We start from the raw sequence: 23,935 nt of genomic DNA, 5'->3' as shown, positions 1-23,935 counted from the left end.
GGGAAAGCGCGCCGCGCGTGCTTTCCCGCCGTGGTGCGGAGTCAAAGGCACAACACATGCTCCGATTCGTGATTCGTCGGTTGCTGCAAGCGATCCCGACGCTCCTCGTGCTCTCCATCCTGGTCTTCGCCTGGCTCCGCCTGCTGCCCGGTGGCCCCGCCACCGCGCTGCTCGGCGACAAGGCGACGCCGGAGAAGGTCGCGTCCCTGAACTCGGTGCTGGGCCTGGATCAACCGATCTTCGTCCAGTACTTCAAGTTCCTCGGCCGCGTTCTCACCGGTGACTTCGGCTCGTCCCTGATCAGCGGCGACACGGTGCTCACCGAGATCGGGCGGGCCTTCCCCGCGACCGTCGAACTGTCGCTGGCCGCACTGGTCCTCGCGGTCGGGTTCGGCATCCCGATGGGCTACCTCGCCGCGCGTTACCGGGGCCGGCTCCTGGACAACGCCACCGTGCTCACCACGCTGGTCGGCGTCGCGGTCCCGGTGTTCTTCTTCGGTGTGCTGCTCAAGTACGTGTTCGCGCAGAAGCTGGGCGTCCTGCCGCCGTCCGGGCGCCAGGACGTCACCATCGACGCCACCCACATCACCGGGTTCTTCACCCTGGACGGCCTGCTCACCGGCGAGCTGGACGCCACCTGGGACGCGATCAAGCACCTGATCCTGCCCGCGATCGCGCTGGCCAGCATCCCGTTCGCGGTGATCGTGCGGATCACCCGCGCCTCGGTGCTGGACGTGCAACAGGAGGACTTCGTGCGCACCGCGGAGTCCAAGGGCCTGACCACCGGCACGATCCGCCAGCGGCACGTGCTGCGCAACGCGCTCCTGCCGGTGTCCACCACGATCGGTCTGCAGACCGGTCTGCTGCTCGCCGGGGCCGTGCTCACCGAGAAGGTGTTCAACTGGAACGGCGTCGGCGCGCTGCTGGCGCAGGGCATCGAACGCCGGGACTACCCGCGGCTGCAGGCGTTGCTGCTGCTGGCCGCCGTGGTGTACGTCCTGGTGAACCTCCTGGTCGACATCTCGTATGCGATCATCGATCCGAGGGTGCGGGTGCGATGACCTCCATGTTGCGGCGCAAGGCCGAACGCATCGACGACCTGGCCGAGGCCGGCGGCACCAGCCTCGCGGCGGACGCGGTCCGGCGGATGGCGCGCAGCCCGGTGGCGATCACCGGCGCGGTCATCACCGTCCTGTTCGTGCTGCTGGCGATCCTGGCCCCGTTCCTGGCGCCGAAGAACCCCTACGTCCCCTACGACGAGCTGCGCGTGAACCTGCGGCCGGACTTCATCCCCGGCCCGATGGACGGGTTCGTGATGGGCAGCGACCACCGCGGGTACGACTTCTTCTCCCGCCTGCTGGTCGGTGCGCAGCAGACGCTGATCGTCGGTGTGGTCGCCACCCTGATCGGGCTGACGGTCGGCATGCTCATCGGCGGGCTGGCCGGCGCGCTGGGTGGCTGGGTGGACACGCTGTTGATGCGGTTCACCGACATCCTGCTCGCGATCCCCTCGCTGCTGCTGGCGATCTCGATCGCGGCGCTGTTCTCGCAAGGGACACAGTGGACGGTCATCATCGCGGTCGCGGTGGTGAGCGTGCCGATCTTCGCCCGGCTGCTGCGCGGCGCGATGCTGTCGCAGAGATCCAGCGACCACGTGCTGGCGGCGACCGCGCTGGGCGTCCGGCGCAGCACGATCGTGTTCCGGCACATGCTGCCGAACTCGCTCGGGCCGGTGGTCGTGCAGGCCACGCTGACGCTGGCGACGTCGATCATCGACGTGGCGGCGCTGTCGTTCCTCGGCCTCGGCGACAACGATCCCAGCCGCGCCGAGTGGGGGCTGATGCTGGCCCAGGCCCAGAACCTGCTGGACGTCAAACCGAGCCTGGCGTTCTACCCGGCCATCGCGATCGTCGTGGTGGCGCTGGGGTTCACGCTGCTCGGCGAGTCGCTGCGCGAGGCGCTCGACCCGAAGAACAGGCGGTAGCGCGTTGAGTCTCCTGCAAGTACGCGACCTGTCGGTCGTCTTCTCCCGCAAGGGAACCCGGCCGTTCACCGCGGTGGACGGGGTCAGTTTCGACGTCGAGCCGGGCCGCACGGTCGGCCTGGTCGGCGAGTCCGGCAGCGGCAAGTCGGTGACCGCGCTGGCGATCATGGGCCTGCTGCCCAAGCGCGGCGCGCGGGTCACCGGCGAGGTCATGTTCGAGGACACGGACCTGCTCCAGTTGTCCGACCGGCAGCTGCGCGACCGGCGCGGCCGCGACCTCGGCATGGTGTTCCAGGACCCGCTGTCGTCGCTGAACCCGGTGATCCCGATCGGTCTGCAGATCACCGAGGTCCTGGAACGGCACCGCAAGATGGAACGCAAACAAGCCCGGGTGGAGGCAGCGGACCTGCTGGACCGCGTCGGCATCCCGGACCCGAACCGGCGGCTGTCGGAGTACCCGCACCAGCTCTCCGGCGGGATGCGCCAGCGCGCGCTCATCGCGATCGCGCTGGCCTGCCGTCCGCGGTTGCTGATCGCGGACGAGCCGACCACCGCGCTGGACGTGACGATCCAGGCGCAGATCCTGGCGCTGCTGTCCGAGCTGGTGCGCGAGACCGGCACCGCGCTGATCATGATCACGCACGACCTCGGCGTCGTCGCCGGGCTGTGCGACGAGGTCAACGTCATGTACGGCGGCCGGGTGGTCGAGCGGGCGGAGCGGCACGCGTTGTTCGCCTCCGCCCGGCACCCCTACACGCACGGGCTGCTCGCCTCGATCCCGCGGCTGGACGCGCCGCGCGGCGAGAAGCTGGTGCCGATCAAGGGGTCGGTCTCCGACAACATCCCGTGGTCGCAGGGGTGCGCGTTCGCGCCCCGCTGCCCGAACGCGCTCGAGCTGTGCCGCGAGGTCACGCCGGAGCTCGAACCCGACACGGGCGGGATGCTGCGGTGCCACAATCCGGTGGACCGTCCGGTCGCGGCGGGCGAGGGGGTGCGCTGATGTCCGAACCGCTGGTGCGCGTGGAAGGCATGCAGGTGCACTTCCCGATCAAGCGGGGCTTGGTGCTGGACCGCACGATCGGTCACGTCTACGCCGTGGACGGGGTCGACCTGGAGATCCAGCGTGGCGAGACCTACGGCCTGGTCGGCGAGTCCGGGTGCGGCAAGACGACGCTGGGCCGCAGCCTGCTGCGGCTGGTCGAGCCGACCGGTGGCCGCGCGGTGTTCGACGGCGTGGACCTGTCCACGCTCAAGGGCGAGTCGCTGCGGAAGATGCGGCGGCGGATGCAGATGGTGTTCCAGGACCCGCTGTCCAGCCTCGACCCGCGGCAGTCGGTCGAGTCGATCCTCATCGAGGGCATGCGGGCGCACGGCCTGGACCGGGACCGGGACAGCACGCGCAAGCGCTTGCGTGAGCTGCTCAACGCGGTCGGCCTGCCGGAGAGTTCGCTGCGGAAGTACCCGCACGAGTTCTCCGGCGGCCAGCGCCAGCGCATCGGCATCGCGCGGGCGCTGGCCGTGGAACCGGACCTGATCGTCGCCGACGAGCCGGTGTCCGCGCTGGACGTCTCCGTGCAGGCGCAGGTGATCAACCTGCTCGAGGAGCTGCAGGACTCGCTGGGCCTGACCTACCTGGTGATCGCCCACGACCTGGCGGTCGTCCGGCACATCTCCGACCGCATCGGCGTGATGTACCTGGGCTCGCTGGTCGAGGAGACCGACTCGGAGACCCTGTACGACGAGCCGCTGCACCCGTACACGCGGGCGCTGCTGTCGGCGATCCCGGTGCCGGACCCGGTGGTGGAGGACGGCCGGGAGCAGATCCTGCTCGCCGGCGACCTGCCCTCGCCGGCCAACCCGCCGTCGGGCTGCCGGTTCCACACCCGCTGCCCGTGGCGGCAGGAGACCAAGTGCGACACCGAGCGGCCCGCGCTGCGGGAGCTCGGCGCCGGGCACCGGGTCGCCTGCCACTGGGCGGAGGACATCCAGGCCGGCCGGATCACCCCGCACGAGGTGAAACCGGAATTGGTCACCGCGCAGTTGTCACCCGATACGGCTATTCCGCAGGCCGCTTCCGTGGCCGAAATGCTGGAGCCCTGACCGGGGTACCCTGGCGGCAATTCCGCCGGGGTACCCGAGGGGGTTTTTCGTGCACATCGACGCGTGGCTGGAGACGATCCCGCCGCTGGCCGTCTACCTCGCGGTCGGGCTGGTGATCGGGTGCGAAAGCCTGGGGATCCCGTTGCCGGGAGAGGTCGTGCTGGTCAGCGCGGCTCTCCTGGCCTCGCACCACGACGGGCTGAACCCCTGGCTGATCGGCGCCGTCGGCAGCGGCGGCGCCATCGCCGGGGACAGCATCGGCTACCTGATCGGGCGCAAGGGCGGGCAGCGCCTGTTCGACTGGGCCGGGCGGAGGTTCCCCAAGCATTTCGGACCGTCGCACGTGGCGGCCGCCGAGCGAATGTTCCGGAAACGGGGGATGTGGGCGGTTTTCTTCGGCCGCTTCGTCGCGATTCTGCGCATCCTGTGCGGTCCGCTCGCCGGGTCGCTGCACATGCACTACCCGCGGTTCCTGCTCGCCAACGCGCTCGGCGGCATCGTCTGGGCGGGCGGCACGACGGCGCTGGTGTACTCGCTCGGCGTGGTCGCGGAGAAGTGGCTGTCCCGGTTCTCCTACCTCGCGCTGGCGGTCGCCGTCGTCGTGGGCGTGGTGGTCAGCCTGGTGATCAAGAAGCGGATGGCCCGCCGTCACGAGGAGACCAGCTCGGCGGAGAGCGCGCCGGCCGACCGCTGACGCCTCGGCAGCGAGCCGAACAGCACCCCGGCCACCACCACCAGGCCGGCCAGCACCTCGACCAGCGCCGGGGTCTCGCCGAGCACGAAGAACGCCGCGGACATCCCGACGACCGGCACGAGCAGCGAGAACGGCGCCACCACGTTGGCCGGGTTGCGGCGCATCAGCACGGTCCAGATGCTCGACCCGAGCACCGTGCCGACCAGCACGACGTAGGTGAACCCGGCCAGCCCGAGCAGGCCCTCGCCGGTGCCCAGCGTGGCCAGCGAGTGCCACTGCACGGCCGGGCCCTCGAAGACCGTGGACAGGGCGAACATCGGGATCGGCGGGATGACCGACATCCACAGGGTGAGGTGGATCGGGTTCTCCGGCTTCGCTTGACGCGAGCAGATGTTGCCGATCGCCCAGCACAACGCGCCGAGCAGGGTGAGCACGACCGGCAGCAGCACGGCGTTCTCCGCGCGGTGCCAGGCGATCACGCCCATGCCGGCGACCGCGGCCAGGATGCCGGTCAGCTGCCGCGCGGACAGCGGTTCACGCAGGAAGATCCCGCCGAGCAGGACGGTGAACGGCGCCGAGGCCTGCAGCACCAGCGACGCCAGGCCGGTCGGCATGCCGTTGGTCAGCGCGAGGAACAGGAACGCGAACTGCCCGGTGCCGAACCCGAGCCCGAAGCCGATCAGCCAGCGCAGCTTCACCTTCGGCCGCGGGATGAACAGGATCGTCGGGACCGCGATCACCGCGAAGCGCAGCGCGCCGGCGAACAGCGGCGGGAAGTGGTCGAGCATCGGGTGCATCGCGATGAAGTTGAGGCCCCACAGGACGACGACGAACAAGGCGAGGAGGCGGTCGCGAGTAGGCACTTGTTCAGCTTGCCTGCCACAACTATGAAGGACAATCGAGATTGTTTGCACCTACTGTGTAGCGTTGCTTCATGGACATCGGCCGGTTGCGGGTACTGCGCGAGTTCGCCGATCGCGGCAGCGTGACGGCCGCGGCGAAGGCCCTGCACTGCACGCCGTCCGCGGTGTCGCAGCAGCTCCGGGCGCTGCAGGCGGAGGTCGGGCTGGTCCTCACCGAACCGGCCGGTCGCGGGCTGCGGCTCACCGACGCGGGCCGGGCGCTGGTGGTGCGGGCGGACGAGGTCATCGCCGCGATGGATCGCGCCGAGGCGGAGATGGACGTGTTCCGCAGCCTGCCACGCGGCCGGGTGCGGGTGGCGATCTTCCCGTCCGCCGCGTTGATGTTGCTGCCCGGGCTGCTGCACCGGTTCGCCGAGGTCGAGGGCCTGGACGTGGAGGTGCGCGACGTCGACATGACGCCGGCCGAGGTGCCGGAGCTGGTCGCCGACTTCGACATCGTGGTCACGCACCGGGACGAGCACGCCGAGCCGTTCCCGTCCGCCCGGCTGGACGTGGTGCACCTGCTGCGCGAGCCGTTGGACGTGGCGCTGCCGCTCGGCCACCACCTCGCGCGGCGCCGCCGCGTGGACCTCACCGAGCTGGCCGGGGAGCAGTGGATCTCGGTGGACGTCGGCTTCCCGGTCGACGACGTGCTGCGGTCGCTCGCGGTGCGCACCGGGGTGCGGCCGCGGGTCAAGCAGCGCATCAACGACTTCCGGATCATCGAGGCCCTGGTCGCGGCCGGGCACGGCATCGCGCTGCTGCCGCGCTACACGCTGGCCGGGACCTGGTCGCGGCGGATCGTGCGGCGGCCGCTGGCCGGTATCCGCGCGGCGCGGCTGATCGAGGCCGTCCTGCGCACCGGCGCCGGCACGCGCCCGCCGGTCGCCACGGTGCTGGAGCTCCTGCACGCCGAGGCCGCCGCGGTGACGACCAAGCCGTGACGGCCGTCACTGTCACATCCGGCGCGCGGCCGGTGCCTTGTGGTCGTACGAGAGCGACTCCGAGGAGGACGAAGTGGTGGAAACCCGGTTCAACCTGATGGCCAACGAGGTCGGGGCGAAGCTGGCGAAGCGGTTCGCGGGGGTGGCCGCGGTGCTGCAGTCGACGGCGCTGCCGCAGTCCACGCAGGAGCTGGTGTCGTTGCGGGCCAGCCAGATCAACGGGTGCGCGCTGTGCGTCGACATGCACACCAAGGAGGCCGCGGCCGCCGGGGAGACCGCGACGCGGCTCAACCTGGTCGCGGTCTGGCGCGAGGCCACGGTGTTCACCGAGGCCGAGCGGGCGGCGCTCGCGCTGGCCGAGGAGGGCACCCGCCTCGCCGACGCGCACGAGGGCGTGTCGGACGAGACGTGGGCCCAGGTGCGCAAGCACTACGACGACGACCAGACCGCCGCGCTCATCACCCTGGTGGCGATGATCAACGCGGCCAACCGGATGAACGTGATAGTCCGCAACCAGGGCGGCTCCTACCAGCCCGGGATGTTCTCGGCCGCGGCGCACTGAACGAAAAAGGCCGGCCGCCCCCGTGGGGAGCGGCCGGCCTTCGTGCGTCAGCGGTGCGCGCGGTTCACCGCGGAGACGACCGCTCGCAGCGACGCCGTCACGATCGACGGGTCGATGCCGATGCCCCAGAACACCTTGTCGCCGATGGCGCATTCGATGTACGAGGCCGCGCGGGCGTCGTCGCCGGGGGTCAGGGTGTGCTCGCTGTAGTCCAGCAGCCTCAGGTCGTACCCCACGGTCGACAGGGCGTCGAAGAACGCGGCGATCGGGCCGTTGCCGGAGCCGGTGATCTCCTGTTCCTCGCCGTCCACCCGCACCGTCGCGCGCAGCTGGTAGTCGCCGTTCGCGGTGACGTGCTGGCTGATCAGCTGCAGCGGCGTCTGCGGCTCCAGGTACTCCTTCGCGAACGCGTCCCACATCGTGCGCGGGTCGACCTCGCCGCCCTCGCTGTCCGTGTAGCGCTGGATGACCTGCGAGAACTCGATCTGCAGGCGGCGCGGCAGGTCGAGCTGGTGCTCGGTCTTCATGATGTAGGCGACGCCGCCCTTGCCCGACTGCGAGTTGACCCGGATGACGGCCTCGTAGCTGCGGCCGACGTCCTTCGGGTCGATCGGCAGGTACGGCACCTCCCACGGGAACTCGTCGACCGGCACCCCGGCCTTCTCCGCGGCGCGGTGCAGCGCGTCGAAGCCCTTGTTGATCGCGTCCTGGTGGCTGCCGGAGAACGCGGTGAACACCAGGTCGCCGCCCCACGGCGTGCGCTCGTGCACCGGCAGCTGGTTGCAGTACTCGACGGTGCGCTTGATCTCGTCGATGTCGGAGAAGTCGATCTGCGGGTCGATGCCCTGGCTGAACATGTTCATGCCCAGCGCGACCAGGTCGACGTTGCCGGTGCGCTCGCCGTTGCCGAACAGGCAGCCTTCGATGCGGTCCGCGCCGGCCTGGTAGCCCAGCTCGGCGGCGGCGATGCCGGTGCCGCGGTCGTTGTGCGGGTGCAGCGACAGGATCACCGCGTCCCGGCGGTCCAGGTTGCGGCCCATCCACTCGATCGAGTCGGCGTAGACGTTCGGCGTCGCCATCTCCACCGTCGCCGGCAGGTTCAGGATCACCGGGCGATCCGGGGTCGGCTGCCAGATGTCGGTGACCGCGTTGCACACCTCGGCCGCGTAGGACAGCTCGGTGCCGGTGTAGGACTCCGGCGAGTACTGGAAGCGGAAGTCGGTGTCGGAGTACTTCTGCGCGTACTCCACCACCAGGTCGGCGGCCTGCAGCGCGATCTTCTTGATGCCCTCGCGCTCCTCGCGGAACACCACGCGGCGCTGCAGGATCGAGGTCGAGTTGTAGATGTGCACGATCGCCTGCGGCGCGCCCTCCAGCGACTGGAAGGTGCGCTCGATCAGCTCGGGACGGCACTGGGTCAGCACCTGGATGCGTACGTCGTCCGGGATCGCGCCGTCCTCGATGATCTCGCGGACGAAGTCGAAGTCGGTCTGGCTCGCGGCCGGGAACCCGACCTCGATCTCCTTGTAGCCCATGCGCACGAGCAGCTCGAAGAACTTGCGCTTGCGGGCGGGCGACATCGGGTCGATCAGGGCCTGGTTGCCGTCGCGGAGGTCGACCGCGCACCACAGCGGGGCGCGCTCGATGCGCTTGTCCGGCCAGGTGCGGTCGGGCAGCTCGATGTTCTCCACCAGCTTGTACCAGGGCTGGTAGCGGTGGACCGGCATCGAACTGCCGCGCTGCGGGTTCCACGCGGGCTGGTCGGCGGGGGCGGGACGCGACGGCTTGCGGATACGGCTCGCGGTGGGATCGGAGCTGGTCATTGCTGGGAAACTCTCCTGCCGGGTGATCGGGCGACCGGCGGCGTGACGAAGCCCCGCGACGGGGGGCCGGTCAGGATCAGGCCCCGTCGCGGCAGCGAAGCAGGAGAGCACGCGCCACGGATCCACTGTAGCCCGGTCGTGATGATGTTGAAAAGTGACCCGGTCGATACCCCCTCGGTTACTGGCAGGTAGCCAAGCGCGGCCGGGCGTGGGAAACTCGGCGGCATGGCCGAGCACGCCGAGAAGCGCAAGAGCGACGTCGACGAAGACGAGCCGCCGCGCCCCAAGCGGCAGGTGCCGTGGGGGCGCGTGAAGGACCAGGCGATCGGGCTCATCGCGGGCATCGTCCGCTGGGTCGGCCTGATCTTCGCGCTGATCCTGGTGCTGCACGTGATCTTCGTGGTCGGCGGCGCCAACCCGGACAACGGGATCGTCTCGTTCGTGCGCGACTGGTCCGACGGTCTGGCGCTGGGCTTCAAGGACCTGTTCGAGCCGGCCGACGAGAAGCTGCGGGTCCTGGTGAACTACGGCATCGCGGCGATCTTCTGGCTGGTGGTCTCGTCCATCGTCACCCGGATCATCCGCCGCATCGGCGGCAGCTCGGTCTGAATTTCGTTCGCGTCAAGCCAAAGCGGACCCTAAGCGGAGACTAAGGCGACCGGAAGACCTGCCACCTAGCTTGTGCCCGGCGGTGCCGTGGCGACCAAGCGAGGTGGCATGGACGAGTACGAGCGATTCTGCATGGCCGACTCGTCGTTCTACGACGCCATGCACTCCGAGCGCACCGCCGGCCCGTCCTTCGCCACCGCGCGGCTGCCCCTGCCCGACGGCTGGCGCCGGTACGAGCAGGACGACTGGTTCGTGCTCGACCCGGGAGCCACCGGGCTGCCCGCGCAGGGGTGGAAGATCCACGTCTCCGCCACGCCGGGCAACGCCGAGAAGATCCTCGACGCGGTGTGGGACTACTGCGTGCCGCGGCGGATCGAGTTCAAGTTCCTGCGCTCGCCCGCCGCGCTGACCGCCCGGGTCTCCAAGTACGCGCCGCGCGGGTACAGCGGCAAGCTGGTGACGATCTACCCGCCCGATCTCGGCGCGTGCGAGACGATCCTGCGCGAACTCGGCGAGACGCTCGACGGCGAGCCGAACCCCTACATCCTGAGCGACCTGCGCTGGGGGCGCGGGCCGCTGTTCGTGCGCTACGGCGCGTTCGTCAACCGGTACATGGTCACCGAAAACGGTGACGTGGTGCCGGCCATCGCGGACGGCGAAGGCCGGCTGGTCCCGGACCGCCGCGGGCCGGTGTTCCACGTGCCGCCGTGGGTGACGCTCCCCGACTTCCTCGCGCCGCACCTGGAAGCCCGCAACGCGGTCACCGTCGCCGGCCTGCCCTACACGATCGAGCGAGTCGTGCACTTCTCCAACGGCGGCGGGATCTACGTCGGCCGGGACAACCGCACCGGCGCCCAGGTGGTCCTCAAGGAGGGCCGCCCGCACGCGGGACTCGACGCGTGGGGCCACGACGCGGTGCGGCGCGTCGAGCACGAGCACGACATCCTGCGGCGGCTGGCGGGCATCCCGGGGATCCCCGAGGTGCACGACCTGTTCTGGCTCGGCGAGCACCGGTTCCTGGTGATGGAGTACGTCGAGGGCGACGTGCTGGGCAAGGCGATCGTCCGCCGGTACCCGCTCATCGACCCGAGTGCTGGACCGGAGGACTACCGCGACTTCACCGACTGGGCCATGGGGATCCAGCGGCAGATCGAAGAGACGATGCGTGCGGTGCACGAGCGCGGGATCGTCTACGGCGACCTGCACCTGTTCAACGTCATGGTGCGCGCGGACGGCACGATCCGGCTGCTCGACTTCGAGGTGGCCGCCCCGGTCGCGGAGGCGGCCCGGCCGGGCCTGGGCAACCAGGGGTTCGCCGCGCCGCGCAGCGTCACCGGTTTCGACATCGACCGCTACGCGCTCGCGTGCCTGCGCCTGGCGCTGTTCCTGCCGATGACCTACCTGTTCGGCCTGCACCGGGTGAAGGCGCGGCAGTTCGCCGAGATCATCGCCGAGCACTTCCCGGTGCCGCGGAGCTACCTCACCGAGGCGGTCGACGTGATCGTGCCGCCGGGTACCCCGCACCTGCCGCACCCGCGGATCGAACCGGACCCGGCGGATTGGCCCGAGCTGCGCGACGACCTGGTGCGCGCGATCGTGGCGAGCGCGACGCCGGAGCGGGACGACCGGCTCTTCCCCGGCGATCCGGAGCAGTTCGCCACCGGCGGCATCGGCCTGGCCCACGGCGCCGCCGGGGTGCTCTACGCGTTGTCCGCGACCGGTGCGGATCCCAGCCCCGTCTTCGAGAAGTGGCTCGTCGACCGCGCGACCAACCCGCCGGGCGGCACCCGGCTCGGCCTGTTCGACGGGCTGCACGGCGCGGCCTTCGCCCTGGACCACCTCGGATACCGGCAGCAGGCGCTGGACGTGCTGGACATCTGCCTGCGCGAGAACTGGGAAGCGCTCGGGCCGGACCTGGGCGGCGGGCTGGCCGGCGCCGGCCTGAACCTCCTGCACTTCGCCGGCCGCACCGGCGATCCGACGCTCCGGCGGGCCGCGCACCGGGCGGTGGAACTGGTCGCCGAGCGGGTCGGTGACGCCGCCGACGGCCCGGAGATCAGCGGCCGGGACGGCTCCTTCGCGGGCCTGATGCGCGGCGGCGCGGGCAAGGCGCTGCTGCTCCTGCGGGCCTACGACGACACCGGCGACACCGCCCTGCTCGACCGCGCCGCGATCGCGCTGCGGCAGGACCTCCGGCAGTGCGTCGTCCGCGACAGCGGCGCGCTGGAGGTCAACGAGGGCTGGCGCACCATGCCCTACCTGGACGTCGGCAGCGTCGGCATCGGCCTGGTGCTCGACGAGTTCCTCGCGCGCCGCGACGACGCCGAGTTCGCCGAGGCGAACCGGCGCATCCAGCTCGCCGCGCAGTCGCCGATGTACATCCTGCCCGGGCTGTTCTCCGGCCGCGCCGGGATCCTGCTCTACCTCGCCGGGCGCTCGCCCGATCCGCCGCGCGACCCGTCGGTCGCCAGGCAGGTGCGCGCGCTGGCCTGGCACGCGCTTCCCTTCGGCGGTGGCACGGCGTTCCCCGGCACCGGACTGCTGCGCCTGTCGATGGACCTCGCCACCGGCACCGCCGGGGTGCTCCTGGCGCTGGGCTCGGTGCTGGCCGACCCGCCGGTCCACCTGCCGCTGCTCGCGCCCGCCCCGGCCCCACAGACCTCCGCGCCGGCAGTCGGCGCGGCAGGGTGATCCCCGTCCAACCCACTCTCCAAGGAGGAGAAATGGCCCTTCTCGACCTGCAAGGCATGGAAAGCGCGGCCCCGGAGTGGGGCGGTGGCGGCAGCAGCGCGAGCGGCAAGAGCTGCCCGAGCAACCTGAGCGTCACCCTCTGCGGCGGCACCAGTGGCCTGAGCGTCCTGATCTGCCACTGATCCCGGGTGCAGCCGCGGTCCCGGACGACTGGCGTTCGTCCGGGGCCGCGGCCTTGAGGAGGAGGGTACGTGTCCACGACCTTCGGTGCGATCGTGCGGCGAGGGGGCGCATGGCTGCCGGTGATCGGTTTCGCCGCGCTGGCCGGCACGCTGAGCACGCTGGCGCTGCCCGCGGTGCTCGGGCGCGCGGTCGACGCGATCGTGGCCGGGGACGACAGCGGCCGCTGGCTGCTGCTGGCGGCCGCCCTCGTCGTGGTGGGCATCCTCGCCGACCTGATCGACGCCTCCGCGGGCATCGCCTGCGTCGCGGGCACGACCGCGTGGCTGCGCAACCGCCTGGTGCGGCAGGTGCTCCGGATGGGGCCGGACCGCGCCCGCCGCTTCGACACCGGTGACCTGGTGAGCCGGATCTCCGGCAACGCCGTCGACGCCGCACAGGCCGGACCGAGCGTGGTGACCGTGGTGGCCGCCGTACTGCCGCCGGCCGGGAGCCTGGTGCTGCTGGTCGTCATCGACCCGTGGCTGGCGGTCGCGTTCGTCGCCGGGCTCGCGGTCGTCGCCGCGGTGCTGCGTGCCTTCACCGTCCGCAGCACCGCGGTCTTCACCGCCTACCAGCGGACCCAGGGCCGGATCGCGGCCCGGCTCGCGGAGTCGCTGGCGGGGGCGCGGACCATCGCGGCCGCCGGCACGGCCGGGCGGGAGGAGAGCCGGGTGCTCGAACCGCTTCCCGAGCTGCACGGCCACGGCAGGCAGACCTGGCAGGTGCTCTCCCGGGCGGCCGCGCAGGGCGCCGTCGCGGGCCCGCTCGTCCTGGTCGCCGTCCTCGCGGTCGGCGGGCTGGCGCTGGTGGATGGCCGGATCACCGCCGGGGACCTGTTCGCGGCCAGCCGGTACGCGGTGCTCGGCGCGGGGCTCGGCGGGCTCGCCGGGGTGTTCGGGCAGCTCGCCAGGGCGCGGGCCGGCGCCGCCCGCGCCGCCGAGGTGCTCACCGTGCCCGCGGTCGAGTACGGCTCGCGGGCGCTGCCCGAGGGCACTGGCCGGCTGGAATTCCGCCACGTCACCGTCCGGTCGGACGGGACCACCCTGCTCGACGACGTCGACCTGACCGTGCCCGGTGGCGCGACCGTGGCGGTGGTCGGCCACTCCGGCGCCGGCAAGTCGGTGCTCGCGGCGCTCGCCGCGCGGCTGCGCGACCCGGACGAGGGCGAGGTGCTGCTCGACGGCGTTCCCCTGGGGGAGCTGAGCCACGAAGCGTTGCGCGCCGCGGTGTGCGCCGCGTTCGAACGCCCGGTGCTGGTCGGCGCGACCGTGGCGGACGCGATCGGGTCGGGACGGGACCGTGCCTCGGTGTTGACCGCCGCCCGCGCCACCCACGCCCACGACTTCGTGAGCCGCTATCCGGAGGGCTACGACACCCCGCTGGCCGACGCGCCGATGTCCGGTGGTGAAGCCCAGCGCCTCGGCCTGGCCCGGGCCTGGCACGCGCGGCGCCTGCTCGTGCTGGACGACGCGACCTCCAGCCTCGACATGGTCACGGAGATGCAGATCAGCCGCACCTTGACCGACGACGGCGGCCGCACCCGCCTGATCGTCACCCACCGCGTCTCGACCGCCGCCCGGGCCGACTGCGTCGTGTGGCTCGACGCCGGCCGCGTGCGGGCCGTCGCGCCGCACCACCGGCTCTGGCAGGACGCGGGCTACCGGGAGGCGTTCGGATGAAGCGGGAGATCCGGTTCGGGCTGCGGGCGCTGCACCGGCGGCCGCTGCTCGCGCTCCTCGCCTGGTCGGTCCCGGAAGCGCTGCCCACGACGATCTCCGGTCTGGCGATCGCGAAGGCGATGGACGACGGGTTCCTCGCGGCGCGGCCGGTGACCGGGCTGGCCTGGCTGGGCGCGTTCCTGCTCGCGGCCTGCGTCGGGGCGTGGGGATCGCGGCAGGTGTTCCGCCGCCTCGGCGATCTGGTCGAGCCGTTCCGCGACGACCTCCTCCGCCGGGTGGTCGGCGGAGCGCTCGCGCACGCCGTCGCCGGCCACCGCGACGACGGGGCGATGGCCCGGGTGACGCGTCAGGTGGAGATCGTGCGCGACTCCTTCGCCGGGCTCATCGTGGTGACCCGCGGGTTCGCCGTCACCGTGGCCGGCGTGGTGCTGGGGCTGCTGTCCATCGACCCGGTGATCGTGGGCCTGATCCTCCCGCCGTTCGCACTCGGGTTCGGCGCGTTCGTCGCCACCCTGGGGCTGGCCGCCGCACGCGAGCGGGCGACGGTGCTGGCCGAGGAACGGGTGGGCGACACGGCGAACGCGGTGCTGTCCGCCACCCGGGACGTGGTCGCGACCGGCGCCGAGGGGCACGCGGCCGCGCTCGCCGCGGAGCCCATCGAGGAGCAGGCGGCCGCCGAGCGCGCACTCGCCTGGGTCGCGGTGCTGCGCACCTTCTGCTTCGCCGCCGGGGTGTGGCTGCCGCTGATCGTCCTGCTGTTCGCCGCGCCGTGGCTGGTCGGCCGCGGGCTCACCACCGGCGCGATCATGGGCGGCCTGACCTACATCCTGATGGGACTCAACCCGGCCCTGCAGACGCTGGTCACCGGCGTCGGCAGCAGCGGGCTGCAGTTCGTGGTGACGCTGGGCCGCATCCTCGACGCCACCGCCCCACCGGAACGGCCCGGCCCGCTCGTCTCCACCACGCCGTGCGGGCACGACATCGCCCTCGACGGCGTCACGTTCGCCTACGGGCCGCACGCCGAGCCGGTGCTCGACGATCTCGACCTCGTGGTGCCGGAAGGGGATCACCTGGCGATCGTCGGGCCGAGCGGAATCGGCAAGTCCACCCTGGCCGGCCTGGTGTGCGGACTGCTGCGGCCCGGGTCCGGTTCGATCCGGCTCGGCGGCGCGTCCGTCACCGGCCTGACCCCGGCCCAGCTGGCCCGGCTGCGGGTGCTGATCCCGCAGGAGGCGTACGTGTTCAGCGGCTCGGTGTGGGACAACCTGGTCTACCTGCGGCCGTCGGCCGAGGTGTCCCAGGTGGACCGTGCGGTGGCCGAAGTCGGCGCGGAACACCTGCTCGCCCGCCTCGGCGGATACCCGGCCGCAGTGGTACCGGCCGAGTTGTCGGCCGGGGAACGGCAGTTGATCGCCCTCGTGCGCGCGTACCTGTCCGACGCGCCGGTCGTGATCCTGGACGAGGCGACCTGCCACCTGGACCCGATCGCCGAGCGGCGCGCCGAGGAGGCGTTCGCGGCCCGCGGCGGCACGGTGGTGGTCATCGCGCACCGGATCAGTTCCGCCTTGCGCGCCAAGCGGGTTCTGGTGCTCGACGGGACCGACGCGGTGGACGGCGATCCGGTGGCGCTGCGGTCGGTCTCGCCGCTGTACCGGGAGCTGCTCGGGTACTGGCACGCCGAGCCGCCGGTCCCGGTGAATTGAAAACCGGGCGCGCCCTGCGAGTGTATTTCCACCCGCGCGGCAGGCGGGAAAATCGCTCGTCGATTTGATTCCGGCCCTCGCCGCAGAATAGAATCGTCCGGGGCCATTCGTTTTCGATCTCGGATTATCCGGTGAATTCCACGGATGTGATCGCGGCGAATTCGGCGGTGGTTCGTGGCCGGGCAGAGGGAGGACCAGCCGTGACGACAGGGGGGCGACCGGGCGGGGTGCGCAGTCTGCTCGACGAGGCGTCCGCGCGGCGATTGGTGGTCGTGATCGGCGCCGCCGGCTGGGGAAAAACCAGTGCGGTGGCGGCGTGGGCGGAGTCGCGGCCCGCGGTGTGGGCCCGCGCCGGGGAGCACGACCGGCTGCTGCGCCCGATCGCCCGGGACCCGGAACAGCTGCGCCGATCGGGCGCCGGGGAGCTGTTCCTGATCATCGACGACGTTCAGGCATTGAGTGCGGAAAACGGTTCCGCCGCGGTTGTCGAAACGATTTGCCAGAACGCGCCGGAATGGTTGCACGTGATGCTGTTGTCCCGCGCGGAACTGCCGTTCTCGCTCGCCCGGCTCCGCGGCCGCGGGATGGTGGCGGAGATCGACGCGACGCACCTGGCCGTCCGCCCGGCCTGGATCGAGGCGCTGGTCCAGGCCACCGTGGGCGACGATCCGCCCGGGCTGGCCGCCATGATCCACCAGTGCACCGCGGGCTGGCCGGTCGCGGTGCGGACGGTCGTGGAGATGATGCGGGACGTCGCGCCCGGGCAGCGCGCCGCGGTGCTGCGGCGGCTGACCGCGCCCGGCGAGCGGTTCCACGGGTTCCTCACCGAGGAGGTGCTCGGCCAGGAGCCGCCGGCCGCCCGCGCGGCACTGCGCCGGCTCGCCGTGCTCGGGGAGATCAGCGCTCCGGGGCCGGAGCAGGAACGGCTGCTGACCGAACTGACCCGCCGGGGCCTGGTCACGCGCACCGCGGGCGATGTGCTCCGCTGGTCGCTGATCCGTCCCCTGGCGCACTACTTCTCCCACGAGGCCGTGCTGTCCACCCGCGAACGGGTCGAGCTGCACCTCGAAGCCGGGCGGCGCTACCTCAGCCAGGGGGCGCCGGCCGACGCGCTGCGGCACCTCGCGTCGGCGGGCGCGCACTCCGCCTGCGCCGCGTTGCTGGTCGAGCACGGCGACGCCCTGGTGATGAGCGGCCACGGCGACGCGGTTCTGGAGGCCGCCGGGCTGCCCACCGAGTTCCTCGACGATCCCCGCATCCACCAGGTCCTCGGTGAGGCGCAACGGACGGCGGGCCACTGGGCGGCGGCCATGGAGAGCTTCCGCCGCGCGAGCCGGTTCCACGAGGAGCCCGACGCCGCGCTCGGCTGGCGCATCGGCATGCTCGCCTTCACCCAGGGCGAGTTCGGCAACACGCTGGACGTGCTGGGCCGCACCCGGCTGGGCGAGGAGGACACCGAGGACGAGGCCAGGGCACTGGCGCTGCTGGCGACGACGTGCCGGATGGTCGGCGAGACCGGCCGGGCGCGGCAGGCGATGGCGCGCGCGGAAGCCGCCGCCACACGGTCGGGCACCCCGGGCGCGCGGGCGGCGATCCACCAGGTGCTGGCGATGCTCGCGGCCGCCGAGCCGGACCGGCGCGAAGCCGACGTGCAGTGCCTCAACGCGTTGCACAGCGCGCAGGCGCTCGGCGACCTCCTGCAGGTCGGCTGGATCCGGGTCTGCCACGCCTTCCACGCGTGCGACATGGGGTCACCGCGGCAGGCGCTCGCCGAGGCCAAGCTCGCGCTCCGCACGAGCGAGCAGTGCGGGTGCCCGTTCCTCACCGGGCACGCCCACACCGTCCGCGCGCGGGCGCACCTCATGCTCGGCGCACTGGACGAGGCGGCGGCCGACCTCCACACGGCCGTGGACACCTTCCAGCGCCTCGGATCCCGGTTCCTGGCCTGGCCGCTGTGCGTGCTCGGCGACCTGCACCGCACGCGCGGACAGCTGGTCCGCGCAACCGCGGACTACGAGGAAGCGCTCGCGGTGGCGCAACCGCACCACGACCTGTTCGCCCTCGGGCACGCGCTGATCGGGCTGGCCCGCGTCCGGGCCGCCGACGACCTCGCCACGGCCCGCACGCTGGCGGACCGCGCGCTCGCGTTTGGCGAGGGGCTGTTGGAGATCCCGGGGCGCCTCACCAGCGGCTGGGTCGCGCTGCTGGCCCAGGACCGGGACCGGGCCGCCGCCGACGCGGCGCGGGCGGCGAAGGCCGCGCGGCTCCGGCGGGACGGCCCCGGCCTCGCCGAGGCGATCACGCTCGGCGTGTTGTCGTCGCCGGACCCGGCCGCCAGGGCGGACCTGCTCGACGAGGCGGTGGACCTCTGGCACGAGCACGGGTGCCGCCTGGAGGAGGCGGTGACGCGGGTGGTGGCGGCACGCATCGGGGCCCCGGTGCCGGAGGCCGACGTGTGCCTGGCCGAGGAGACCCTGCGGCAGGCGGGCGTCGACATCGGGGGCCGCCGGGCGGCGGGACCGCTGGCGGCTTCACGCCCGTCCGGCCCCGCGGTGTTCATCCGTGCGCTCGGCGCCTTCCAGGTGGTGGTGGACGGCACGCCGGTGCCGAAGACGGCCTGGCAGTCGCGCAAGGCTCGGGATCTGCTGAAGATCCTCGTCACCCGTCGCCGTCCGGTACCGCGCGAACAGCTGATGGAGCTGCTGTGGCCGTCAGCCGACCCGGTCAAGGCCGGCAACCGGTTGTCGGTCCTGCTGTCCCTGGTCCGGGACGTGCTGCGGCAGGGCCAGTCGGCCGGCGGCCCGCTGGCGAGCGACGGCAACGCGGTGTGGCTCGACCGGTCGCGGGTGCGGGTCGACCTGGAGGAGTTCCTCGCCGCCGCCGAGGCGGCGCTGCGGGCGCACCGCACCGGGCAGGCCGACGCGACGGCCCGGCTGACCGCGGCCGCGGCCGCGTGCACCGGGGAGGTCCTGGAGGACGAGCCGTACCAGGAGTGGGCTCCGCTGCTGGCGGAGGAGGTCCGCGCGACGCACTTCGCGGTGCTTCGCGCGCTCGCCTCCCGGTTGCGGCAGGCGGGGGACGTCGATGGAGCGGTGCGCTACACGCTGCGGCTGCTGGCGAAGGACGTCTACGACGAGGAGGCGTACCTGATGCTGATCGCCACGCTGCGCGACGCCGGACGTCTCGGCGAGGCCCGCCGGTACGACCGGATCTACCGCACGCGGATGAAGGAGATGGGCATCGCGCCGCACTCGTCGCCGCTGGCTCAGCTCCGGTCGCACCCGGCCTAGAACGCGGGCGTGCCCCACTCGCCGGTGTAGGCGAATTCGCCCAGCGGCAGGCGTTTCCGGGGCGCCCGTTCGCGCTCGATCAGCTTGTCCACCTCGAGCACCGCCGGATCCCCGGCGTGCCCGACGGCGATCGCGACGCGGGGGATCGCGTCGTCGGGCACCGCGAATCGCTCGCGGACGGCCTCGGCGTCGAACCCGGCCATCTGGTGCGCGACGAGCCCCTCCGCGACGGCCTGCAGCACCAGGTTCTGCGCGGCCATCCCGAGCCCGTACTCGGCATAGGGGATTTCGCCCTTTTCGTTGCGCGACACCATGATCCCGATCAGCAGGGCGCCCGCGCGGTGCGCCCAGGCCTGGTTCCGCTCGGTGAGCGTGCCGAGGATCTGCCGGAAGGTCGCGTCACCCCGCCGGCCGGCCAGGAAGCGAGCCGGCTGGGTGTTCCCGAAAGACGGCGCCCACCGCGCGGCTTCGAGCAACGCGCGCAGCTGGTCCCAGCTGACCTCGCGCGTCTCGTCGAGCGCCCGCGGACTCCACCGCTGCGCGATCACGTCGGTCAGGGGCACGCTGGATTCGGCTGGCTTGCGCATCAAATCGCATACTGCCAGTGCGGCCGGAGTCAGAGTTCACCCTGGCGGGCCAGCGCCGCGCGAGCCCTCGCGATGTCGGCGGCGGAGGGTTTGACCGACCACGCGGCCGTGGGTAGTCCAACGCCCCGGAACCGGCTGCCCTGGTGGGTGTGGGCACGCGTGACCCGTCCGAAATTGATGATCACGGACTCGTCGGCGAAATCGGCCGTGTAGACGTAACCGATCTTGCACCAGTACGCCACTATCGCGGCCGCGTCCCGCGCGGACGTCGTGACGAACCGGAGCACGGCCCGGCCGTTGTCCATCTCCGGTTCGACGATGCTGACGTAACTGTCAGCGTCGCCCGGCTCCGTCATGGTCCCCTCCTCGATGCGTCGTCGCGCATCAAATCGCATACTGCCAAACCGTCAGCGCGAACGCGCCGAACCAGGCGCTGGCGAGCGCGACGCCCGAGCACACCCACCACACCGTGTTCGTCCGGCGTTTGGCCAGCGCGATCGCCACCGGGACCAGCAGCGTGAACGCCGGCAACAACAACCGCGGCTTGGCGTGCATCAGGCTGCTCGACCCGAGGCACATCACCATCACCCCGGCCGCGTACACCGCCAGCACCGTCTCGCGCCGCGCGAGCAACGCCAAGCCGGCCAGCGCGCCCAGGATCACCGCCACCGTCAGCACGCTCATCGCCGAGTCGCTGCCCGTCAGCACCTCGGCCACGAACCGGATGGTCGACACCCCGCCGTCGAACCGGGTCCGCCACCCCTGCCACTCCAGGTCGGACCACGTGCTCAGCTGCGCCTCGAACCCGGACTCCGGCCGCACCCGCATACCGGTCCACCACAGGTAACCGAACAACCCCACCGGCGCCACCGCCAGCGCGGCGAGCGGACGGCCGCCGCCCTCCCGGCGCGCCAACGCGAACAACGCCGCCACGACCACCGCGACGACCAGCGCCAGCGCCGTCGACCGCACCAGCCCGGCCACCAGGCAGCACACCCCGGCGAACTCCCACCGCCGCTCCAGCACCGCAACCAGCGTCCACACGGCCAGCGCGCAGAACAGCGCCTCCGTGTAGGCCATGGTCAGCACGACGCTCATCGGCGTCGCCGCGAACAGGGCGACCAGGACGTACCCGGCCCGCCGCGAACCGCCGCGCACGAGACGGCCGAGCCGCGCCAGGCCGTAGGCGGCGACGAGCCCCGCGGCCAGCGACACGACCAGCGCCGCCGTGGTGAACCCGAACGCGGGCGCCAGCAGCCGGATCAGGAACGGGTACGCCGGGAAGAAGGCCCGCGGCGTGTGCGGATTCGGGTGGCCGAGCGCGTCCGGAACCGGCCCGAGTTCGTAGCCGGACGCGGCGATCTTCAGGTACCACTGCCCGTCCCAGGCGGCGATCCTAGACAGCAGGCTCGTGTCGTGCAGCGCGGCGAAGACCGTGAGCACCACAACACCGAGAGCCCGGACACCGAGGTAGACGGCGGCGGGCAGCAGGAGCGCCCGGCGTCTCCAGATCCGTTCTTCCAGGTCCAGCAGCAGGCCAGGGGCCGCTTGGTCCGGTTCTCGAACGGTTTGGCTGCTCGCCTGCACGGTTGGTCATTTTCCCACGAACTCCCGCCGAGGCAGTGGCCGGAGCCACATAACGGGGTGGCCAGGGCCGTAAGCCCCGGTAGGCTGCTCCGAAAGGTGCGAAATAGGAGGTCGGCAGACAAGTGGCGCTCGTGGTCCAGAAATACGGCGGTTCGTCGCTGGAGAGCGCTGATCGCATCAAGCGCGTGGCCGAACGGATCGTGGCCACCAAGAAGGCGGGCAACGACGTGGTCGTCGTCTGCTCCGCCATGGGTGACACCACCGACGAGTTGCTCGACCTGGCCCAGCAGGTCAACCCGGTGCCGCCCGAACGAGAGATGGACATGCTGCTCACCGCTGGGGAGCGCATTTCCAACGCGCTTGTCGCGATGGCGATTTCGGCACACGGTTTCGAAGCGTGGTCGTTCACCGGGTCCCAGGCGGGCGTGGTCACGACGGGCGTGCACGGCAACGCGCGCATCATCGACGTGACGCCCAGCCGGGTCACCGAGGCGCTCGACCAGGGTTACATCGCGCTGGTCGCCGGGTTCCAGGGCGTCGCGCAGGACACCAAGGACATCACCACGCTCGGCCGCGGCGGTTCGGACACCACCGCGGTGGCGCTGGCCGCGGCGCTCAACGCGGACGCGTGCGAGATCTACTCCGATGTGGACGGCGTGTACACCGCCGACCCGCGGATCGTGCCCAACGCACGCAAGCTCGACACCATCCCGTACGAGGAGATGCTCGAACTCGCCGCGAGCGGTTCGAAGATCCTGCACCTGCGCTCGGTCGAGTACGCCCGCCGCTACGGCGTGCCGATCCGGGTCCGTTCGTCCTACAGCGACAAGCCGGGCACCACCGTGGCCGGTTCGATTGAGGAGATCCCCGTGGAACAAGCGTTGATCACCGGTGTGGCGCACGACCGGTCGGAGGCCAAGGTCACCGTCACCGGGGTGCCGGACCACGCCGGCGCCGCGGGGCGGATCTTCCGGGTCATCGCCGACGCCGAGATCGACATCGACATGGTGCTGCAGAACGTCTCCAACACCGCCGGCCGCACCGACATCACCTTCACGCTGTCCAAGGCCAACGGCCCGAAGGCGGTCGCGGAGCTGGAGAAGCTGAAGGGTGAGCTGGAGTTCGACTCCGTGCTCTACGACGACCAGGTCGGCAAGGTGTCGCTGGTGGGCGCGGGCATGCGCTCGCACCCCGGCGTCACCGCGACCTTCTGTGAGGCGCTGGCCAAGGTCGGCGTCAACATCGAAATCATCAACACCTCGGAGATCCGGATCTCGGTCCTGATCCGCGACGCGCAGCTGGACGACGCGGTGCGCGCGATCCACGAGGCCTTCGAACTGGGCGGCGACGAGGAAGCCGTCGTTTACGCAGGGAGTGGTCGCTGAAATGGCTCCAACGTTGGCTCTCGTCGGTGCCACCGGCGCGGTCGGCACCGTCATGATCGACATCATCAACGGGCGCCCGAGCGTGCCGTGGGGTGAGATCCGGCTGATCGCCTCGCCGCGGTCGGCGGGCAAGAAGATCACCGTGCGGGGCGAGGAACTGACGGTCATCGCACTTTCCCCGGAGGCCTTCGACGGCGTGGACGTCGCGATGTTCGACGTGCCGGACGAGGTGTCCGCCGAGTGGGCGCCGATCGCGGCCGAGCGCGGCGCGATCGCGGTCGACAACTCCGGCGCGTTCCGGATGGACGACGAGGTGCCCCTGGTGGTGCCCGAGGTCAACTCCGACAAGGTGCGGGAGCGGCCGCGCGGCATCATCGCCAACCCGAACTGCACGACGCTGTCGATGATGGCGGCGCTGGGCGCGCTGCACCGCGAGTTCGGCCTGACCGAGCTGGTCGTCGCCTCCTACCAGGCGGCTTCCGGGGCCGGCCAGCCCGGCATCGACCGGCTGCAGGCGGAGCTGGCCGCGGTGTCCGGCAAGGGCCTCGGCTCGGCCGCCGGGGACGTGCGGGCCGAGCTGGAGTCGGCCGGCCTGCCGCTGTCGGACAGCCCGTTCGCCGGCACGCCGCTGGCGTTGAACGTCGTTCCCGCCGCCGGTTCCTACAAGGGCGACGGCTGGTTCTCCGAAGAGCTGAAGGTCCGCAACGAGTCGCGCAAGATCCTCGGCATCCCGGACCTGAAGGTGTCCGCGACCTGCGTGCGCGTCCCGGTGGTCACCACGCACTCGCTCGCGGTGCACGCCACCTTCGCGCGTGAGGTCACTGTCGAGGCGGCGCACAAGGTGTTCGAGGCCCAGCCGTCGATCGTGCTGGTCGACGACCCGGAGAACGGCAAGTTCCCGAGCCCCGCTGAGGTGGTCGGCGGCGACCCGACGTACGTCGGACGGGTGCGCCAGGCGCTGGACTTCCCGAACACGCTCGACTTCTTCGTGTGCGGCGACAACCTGCGCAAGGGCGCGGCCCTGAACACCTACGAGATCGCCGAGCAGCTGGCCCCCGAGTTCGGCTGACGGACACGCAGCGTTGCTCTGACCTCCCCGAAATCACCCGATGGGGAGCCGACTTCTCCCTGGCCTGACGTGAACGCGCTTCTAGGGTGGGCGCAGTTGATGGC

Annotated in this window: 20 protein-coding genes; 15 read left to right on the top strand and 5 right to left on the bottom strand. The window is 71.8% G+C overall.

Annotated features, from left to right (window positions below; genetic code table 11):
• The first annotated feature begins 56 nt into the window (after positions 1–56).
• The 5 genes from IE290_RS20765 to IE290_RS20745 are packed head-to-tail and all read left to right on the top strand — an operon-like array spanning position 57 to position 4,778.
• The gene (locus IE290_RS20765) at positions 57–1,061 is read left to right on the top strand and encodes an ABC transporter permease (RefSeq protein WP_191246252.1); all 1,005 of its coding nucleotides are present in this window, start codon (positions 57–59) and stop codon (positions 1,059–1,061) included.
• On the top strand, positions 1,058–1,984 hold the full coding sequence (locus tag IE290_RS20760) for an ABC transporter permease (RefSeq protein ID WP_191246251.1): 927 nt from the start codon (positions 1,058–1,060) through the stop codon (positions 1,982–1,984). The genes IE290_RS20765 and IE290_RS20760 overlap by 4 nt, the downstream gene beginning before the upstream one ends.
• Positions 1,985–1,988: 4 nt before the next feature.
• Positions 1,989–2,984, top strand: coding sequence for an ABC transporter ATP-binding protein (locus tag IE290_RS20755; protein ID WP_191246250.1), 996 nt, complete (start codon positions 1,989–1,991; stop codon positions 2,982–2,984).
• On the top strand, positions 2,984–4,084 hold the full coding sequence (locus IE290_RS20750; RefSeq protein WP_191246249.1) for an ABC transporter ATP-binding protein: 1,101 nt from the start codon (positions 2,984–2,986) through the stop codon (positions 4,082–4,084). Before IE290_RS20755 ends, IE290_RS20750 begins: the two co-directional genes overlap by 1 nt.
• A gap of 49 nt (positions 4,085–4,133) precedes the next feature.
• The gene (locus IE290_RS20745; protein WP_191246248.1) at positions 4,134–4,778 is read left to right on the top strand and encodes a DedA family protein; all 645 of its coding nucleotides are present in this window, start codon (positions 4,134–4,136) and stop codon (positions 4,776–4,778) included.
• Here the strand turns inward: IE290_RS20745 and IE290_RS20740 are convergent.
• Positions 4,733–5,641, bottom strand: a complete 909-nt coding sequence (locus IE290_RS20740) for an EamA family transporter (protein WP_191246247.1) — start codon at positions 5,639–5,641, stop codon at positions 4,733–4,735. The genes IE290_RS20745 and IE290_RS20740 overlap by 46 nt on opposite strands.
• 71 nt (positions 5,642–5,712) lie before the next feature.
• Between IE290_RS20740 and IE290_RS20735 the strand changes: the two genes are divergently transcribed.
• On the top strand, positions 5,713–6,624 hold the full coding sequence (locus tag IE290_RS20735; RefSeq protein WP_191246246.1) for a LysR family transcriptional regulator: 912 nt from the start codon (positions 5,713–5,715) through the stop codon (positions 6,622–6,624).
• Positions 6,625–6,700: 76 nt separating this feature from the next.
• Complete coding sequence (locus IE290_RS20730) at positions 6,701–7,186, top strand: carboxymuconolactone decarboxylase family protein (protein ID WP_191246367.1); 486 nt, start codon at positions 6,701–6,703, stop codon at positions 7,184–7,186.
• A 47-nt stretch (positions 7,187–7,233) separates the two neighbouring features.
• Here the strand turns inward: IE290_RS20730 and leuA are convergent, their stop codons facing one another.
• Positions 7,234–9,009 carry a 2-isopropylmalate synthase gene (gene leuA / locus IE290_RS20725; protein WP_191246245.1) on the bottom strand — a complete coding sequence of 592 codons (1,776 nt, stop codon included), beginning with the start codon at positions 9,007–9,009 and terminating at the stop codon, positions 7,234–7,236.
• A 225-nt stretch (positions 9,010–9,234) separates the two neighbouring features.
• Between leuA and IE290_RS20720 the strand changes: the two genes are divergently transcribed.
• The 6 genes from IE290_RS20720 (at position 9,235) to IE290_RS38285 (ending at position 19,203) form a co-directional block, all read left to right on the top strand.
• The gene (locus tag IE290_RS20720) at positions 9,235–9,618 is read left to right on the top strand and encodes a hypothetical protein (RefSeq protein ID WP_191246244.1); all 384 of its coding nucleotides are present in this window, start codon (positions 9,235–9,237) and stop codon (positions 9,616–9,618) included.
• A 108-nt stretch (positions 9,619–9,726) separates the two neighbouring features.
• On the top strand, positions 9,727–12,309 hold the full coding sequence (lanKC, locus tag IE290_RS20715) for a class III lanthionine synthetase LanKC (RefSeq protein WP_191246243.1): 2,583 nt from the start codon (positions 9,727–9,729) through the stop codon (positions 12,307–12,309).
• A gap of 32 nt (positions 12,310–12,341) precedes the next feature.
• Entirely contained in the window at positions 12,342–12,491 is a 150-nt protein-coding gene (locus IE290_RS20710; RefSeq protein WP_191246242.1) for a SapB/AmfS family lanthipeptide, read from the top strand.
• A 69-nt stretch (positions 12,492–12,560) separates the two neighbouring features.
• Entirely contained in the window at positions 12,561–14,210 is a 1,650-nt protein-coding gene (locus tag IE290_RS20705) for an ABC transporter ATP-binding protein (protein ID WP_191246241.1), read from the top strand.
• Entirely contained in the window at positions 14,207–15,913 is a 1,707-nt protein-coding gene (locus IE290_RS20700) for an ATP-binding cassette domain-containing protein (protein WP_191246240.1), read from the top strand. Before IE290_RS20705 ends, IE290_RS20700 begins: the two co-directional genes overlap by 4 nt.
• 200 nt (positions 15,914–16,113) lie before the next feature.
• Positions 16,114–19,203 carry a BTAD domain-containing putative transcriptional regulator gene (locus tag IE290_RS38285; RefSeq protein WP_191246239.1) on the top strand — a complete coding sequence of 1,030 codons (3,090 nt, stop codon included), beginning with the start codon at positions 16,114–16,116 and terminating at the stop codon, positions 19,201–19,203.
• Here IE290_RS38285 and IE290_RS20690 read toward each other — a convergent pair.
• Genes IE290_RS20690 through IE290_RS20680 form a run of 3 tightly spaced genes read right to left on the bottom strand, consistent with a single transcriptional unit; the run spans position 19,200 to position 21,377 of the window.
• Complete coding sequence (locus tag IE290_RS20690; RefSeq protein WP_191246238.1) at positions 19,200–19,790, bottom strand: nitroreductase family protein; 591 nt, start codon at positions 19,788–19,790, stop codon at positions 19,200–19,202. The two genes, IE290_RS38285 and IE290_RS20690, sit on opposite strands and share 4 nt — an antisense overlap.
• Positions 19,791–19,819: 29 nt before the next feature.
• The gene (locus tag IE290_RS20685) at positions 19,820–20,146 is read right to left on the bottom strand and encodes a hypothetical protein (protein WP_191246237.1); all 327 of its coding nucleotides are present in this window, start codon (positions 20,144–20,146) and stop codon (positions 19,820–19,822) included.
• A gap of 28 nt (positions 20,147–20,174) precedes the next feature.
• Positions 20,175–21,377: a putative hexosyltransferase gene (locus IE290_RS20680; protein ID WP_191246236.1), complete on the bottom strand. Its 1,203-nt coding sequence runs from the start codon at positions 21,375–21,377 to the stop codon at positions 20,175–20,177.
• Between the two features lie 122 nt (positions 21,378–21,499).
• Here IE290_RS20680 and IE290_RS20675 point away from each other — a divergent pair, with 122 nt between their 5' ends.
• Positions 21,500–22,762 (top strand): aspartate kinase, encoded by a 1,263-nt coding sequence (locus IE290_RS20675; RefSeq protein WP_020420288.1) that lies wholly within the window; start codon positions 21,500–21,502, stop codon positions 22,760–22,762.
• Between the two features lies 1 nt (position 22,763).
• Positions 22,764–23,831 (top strand): aspartate-semialdehyde dehydrogenase, encoded by a 1,068-nt coding sequence (locus IE290_RS20670; protein WP_191246235.1) that lies wholly within the window; start codon positions 22,764–22,766, stop codon positions 23,829–23,831.
• Positions 23,832–23,935: the final 104 nt, after the last annotated feature.

It is taken from the genome of Amycolatopsis deserti (assembly GCF_014653945.1).
In the GTDB taxonomy this organism is placed as follows: Bacteria; Actinomycetota; Actinomycetes; order Mycobacteriales; family Pseudonocardiaceae; genus Amycolatopsis_E; species Amycolatopsis_E deserti.
Note: the sequence above shows the minus strand (reverse complement) of the source record. Positions and strands in the feature narration are given on the sequence as shown.

Excerpts from the sequence above, each read along its gene's own strand:
- IE290_RS20765 (WP_191246252.1), top strand. The coding sequence starts at position 57 with ATGCTCCGATTCGTGATTCGTCGGTTGCTGCAAGCGATCCCGACGCTC.
- IE290_RS20760 (WP_191246251.1), top strand. The coding sequence starts at position 1,058 with ATGACCTCCATGTTGCGGCGCAAGGCCGAACGCATCGACGACCTGGCC.
- IE290_RS20750 (WP_191246249.1), top strand. The coding sequence starts at position 2,984 with ATGTCCGAACCGCTGGTGCGCGTGGAAGGCATGCAGGTGCACTTCCCG.
- IE290_RS20735 (WP_191246246.1), top strand. The coding sequence starts at position 5,713 with ATGGACATCGGCCGGTTGCGGGTACTGCGCGAGTTCGCCGATCGCGGC.
- leuA (WP_191246245.1), bottom strand. The coding sequence starts at position 9,009 with ATGACCAGCTCCGATCCCACCGCGAGCCGTATCCGCAAGCCGTCGCGT.
- IE290_RS20720 (WP_191246244.1), top strand. The coding sequence starts at position 9,235 with ATGGCCGAGCACGCCGAGAAGCGCAAGAGCGACGTCGACGAAGACGAG.
- lanKC (WP_191246243.1), top strand. The coding sequence starts at position 9,727 with ATGGACGAGTACGAGCGATTCTGCATGGCCGACTCGTCGTTCTACGAC.
- IE290_RS20710 (WP_191246242.1), top strand. The coding sequence starts at position 12,342 with ATGGCCCTTCTCGACCTGCAAGGCATGGAAAGCGCGGCCCCGGAGTGG.
- IE290_RS20700 (WP_191246240.1), top strand. The coding sequence starts at position 14,207 with ATGAAGCGGGAGATCCGGTTCGGGCTGCGGGCGCTGCACCGGCGGCCG.
- IE290_RS20690 (WP_191246238.1), bottom strand. The coding sequence starts at position 19,790 with ATGCGCAAGCCAGCCGAATCCAGCGTGCCCCTGACCGACGTGATCGCG.
- IE290_RS20685 (WP_191246237.1), bottom strand. The coding sequence starts at position 20,146 with ATGACGGAGCCGGGCGACGCTGACAGTTACGTCAGCATCGTCGAACCG.
- IE290_RS20670 (WP_191246235.1), top strand. The coding sequence starts at position 22,764 with ATGGCTCCAACGTTGGCTCTCGTCGGTGCCACCGGCGCGGTCGGCACC.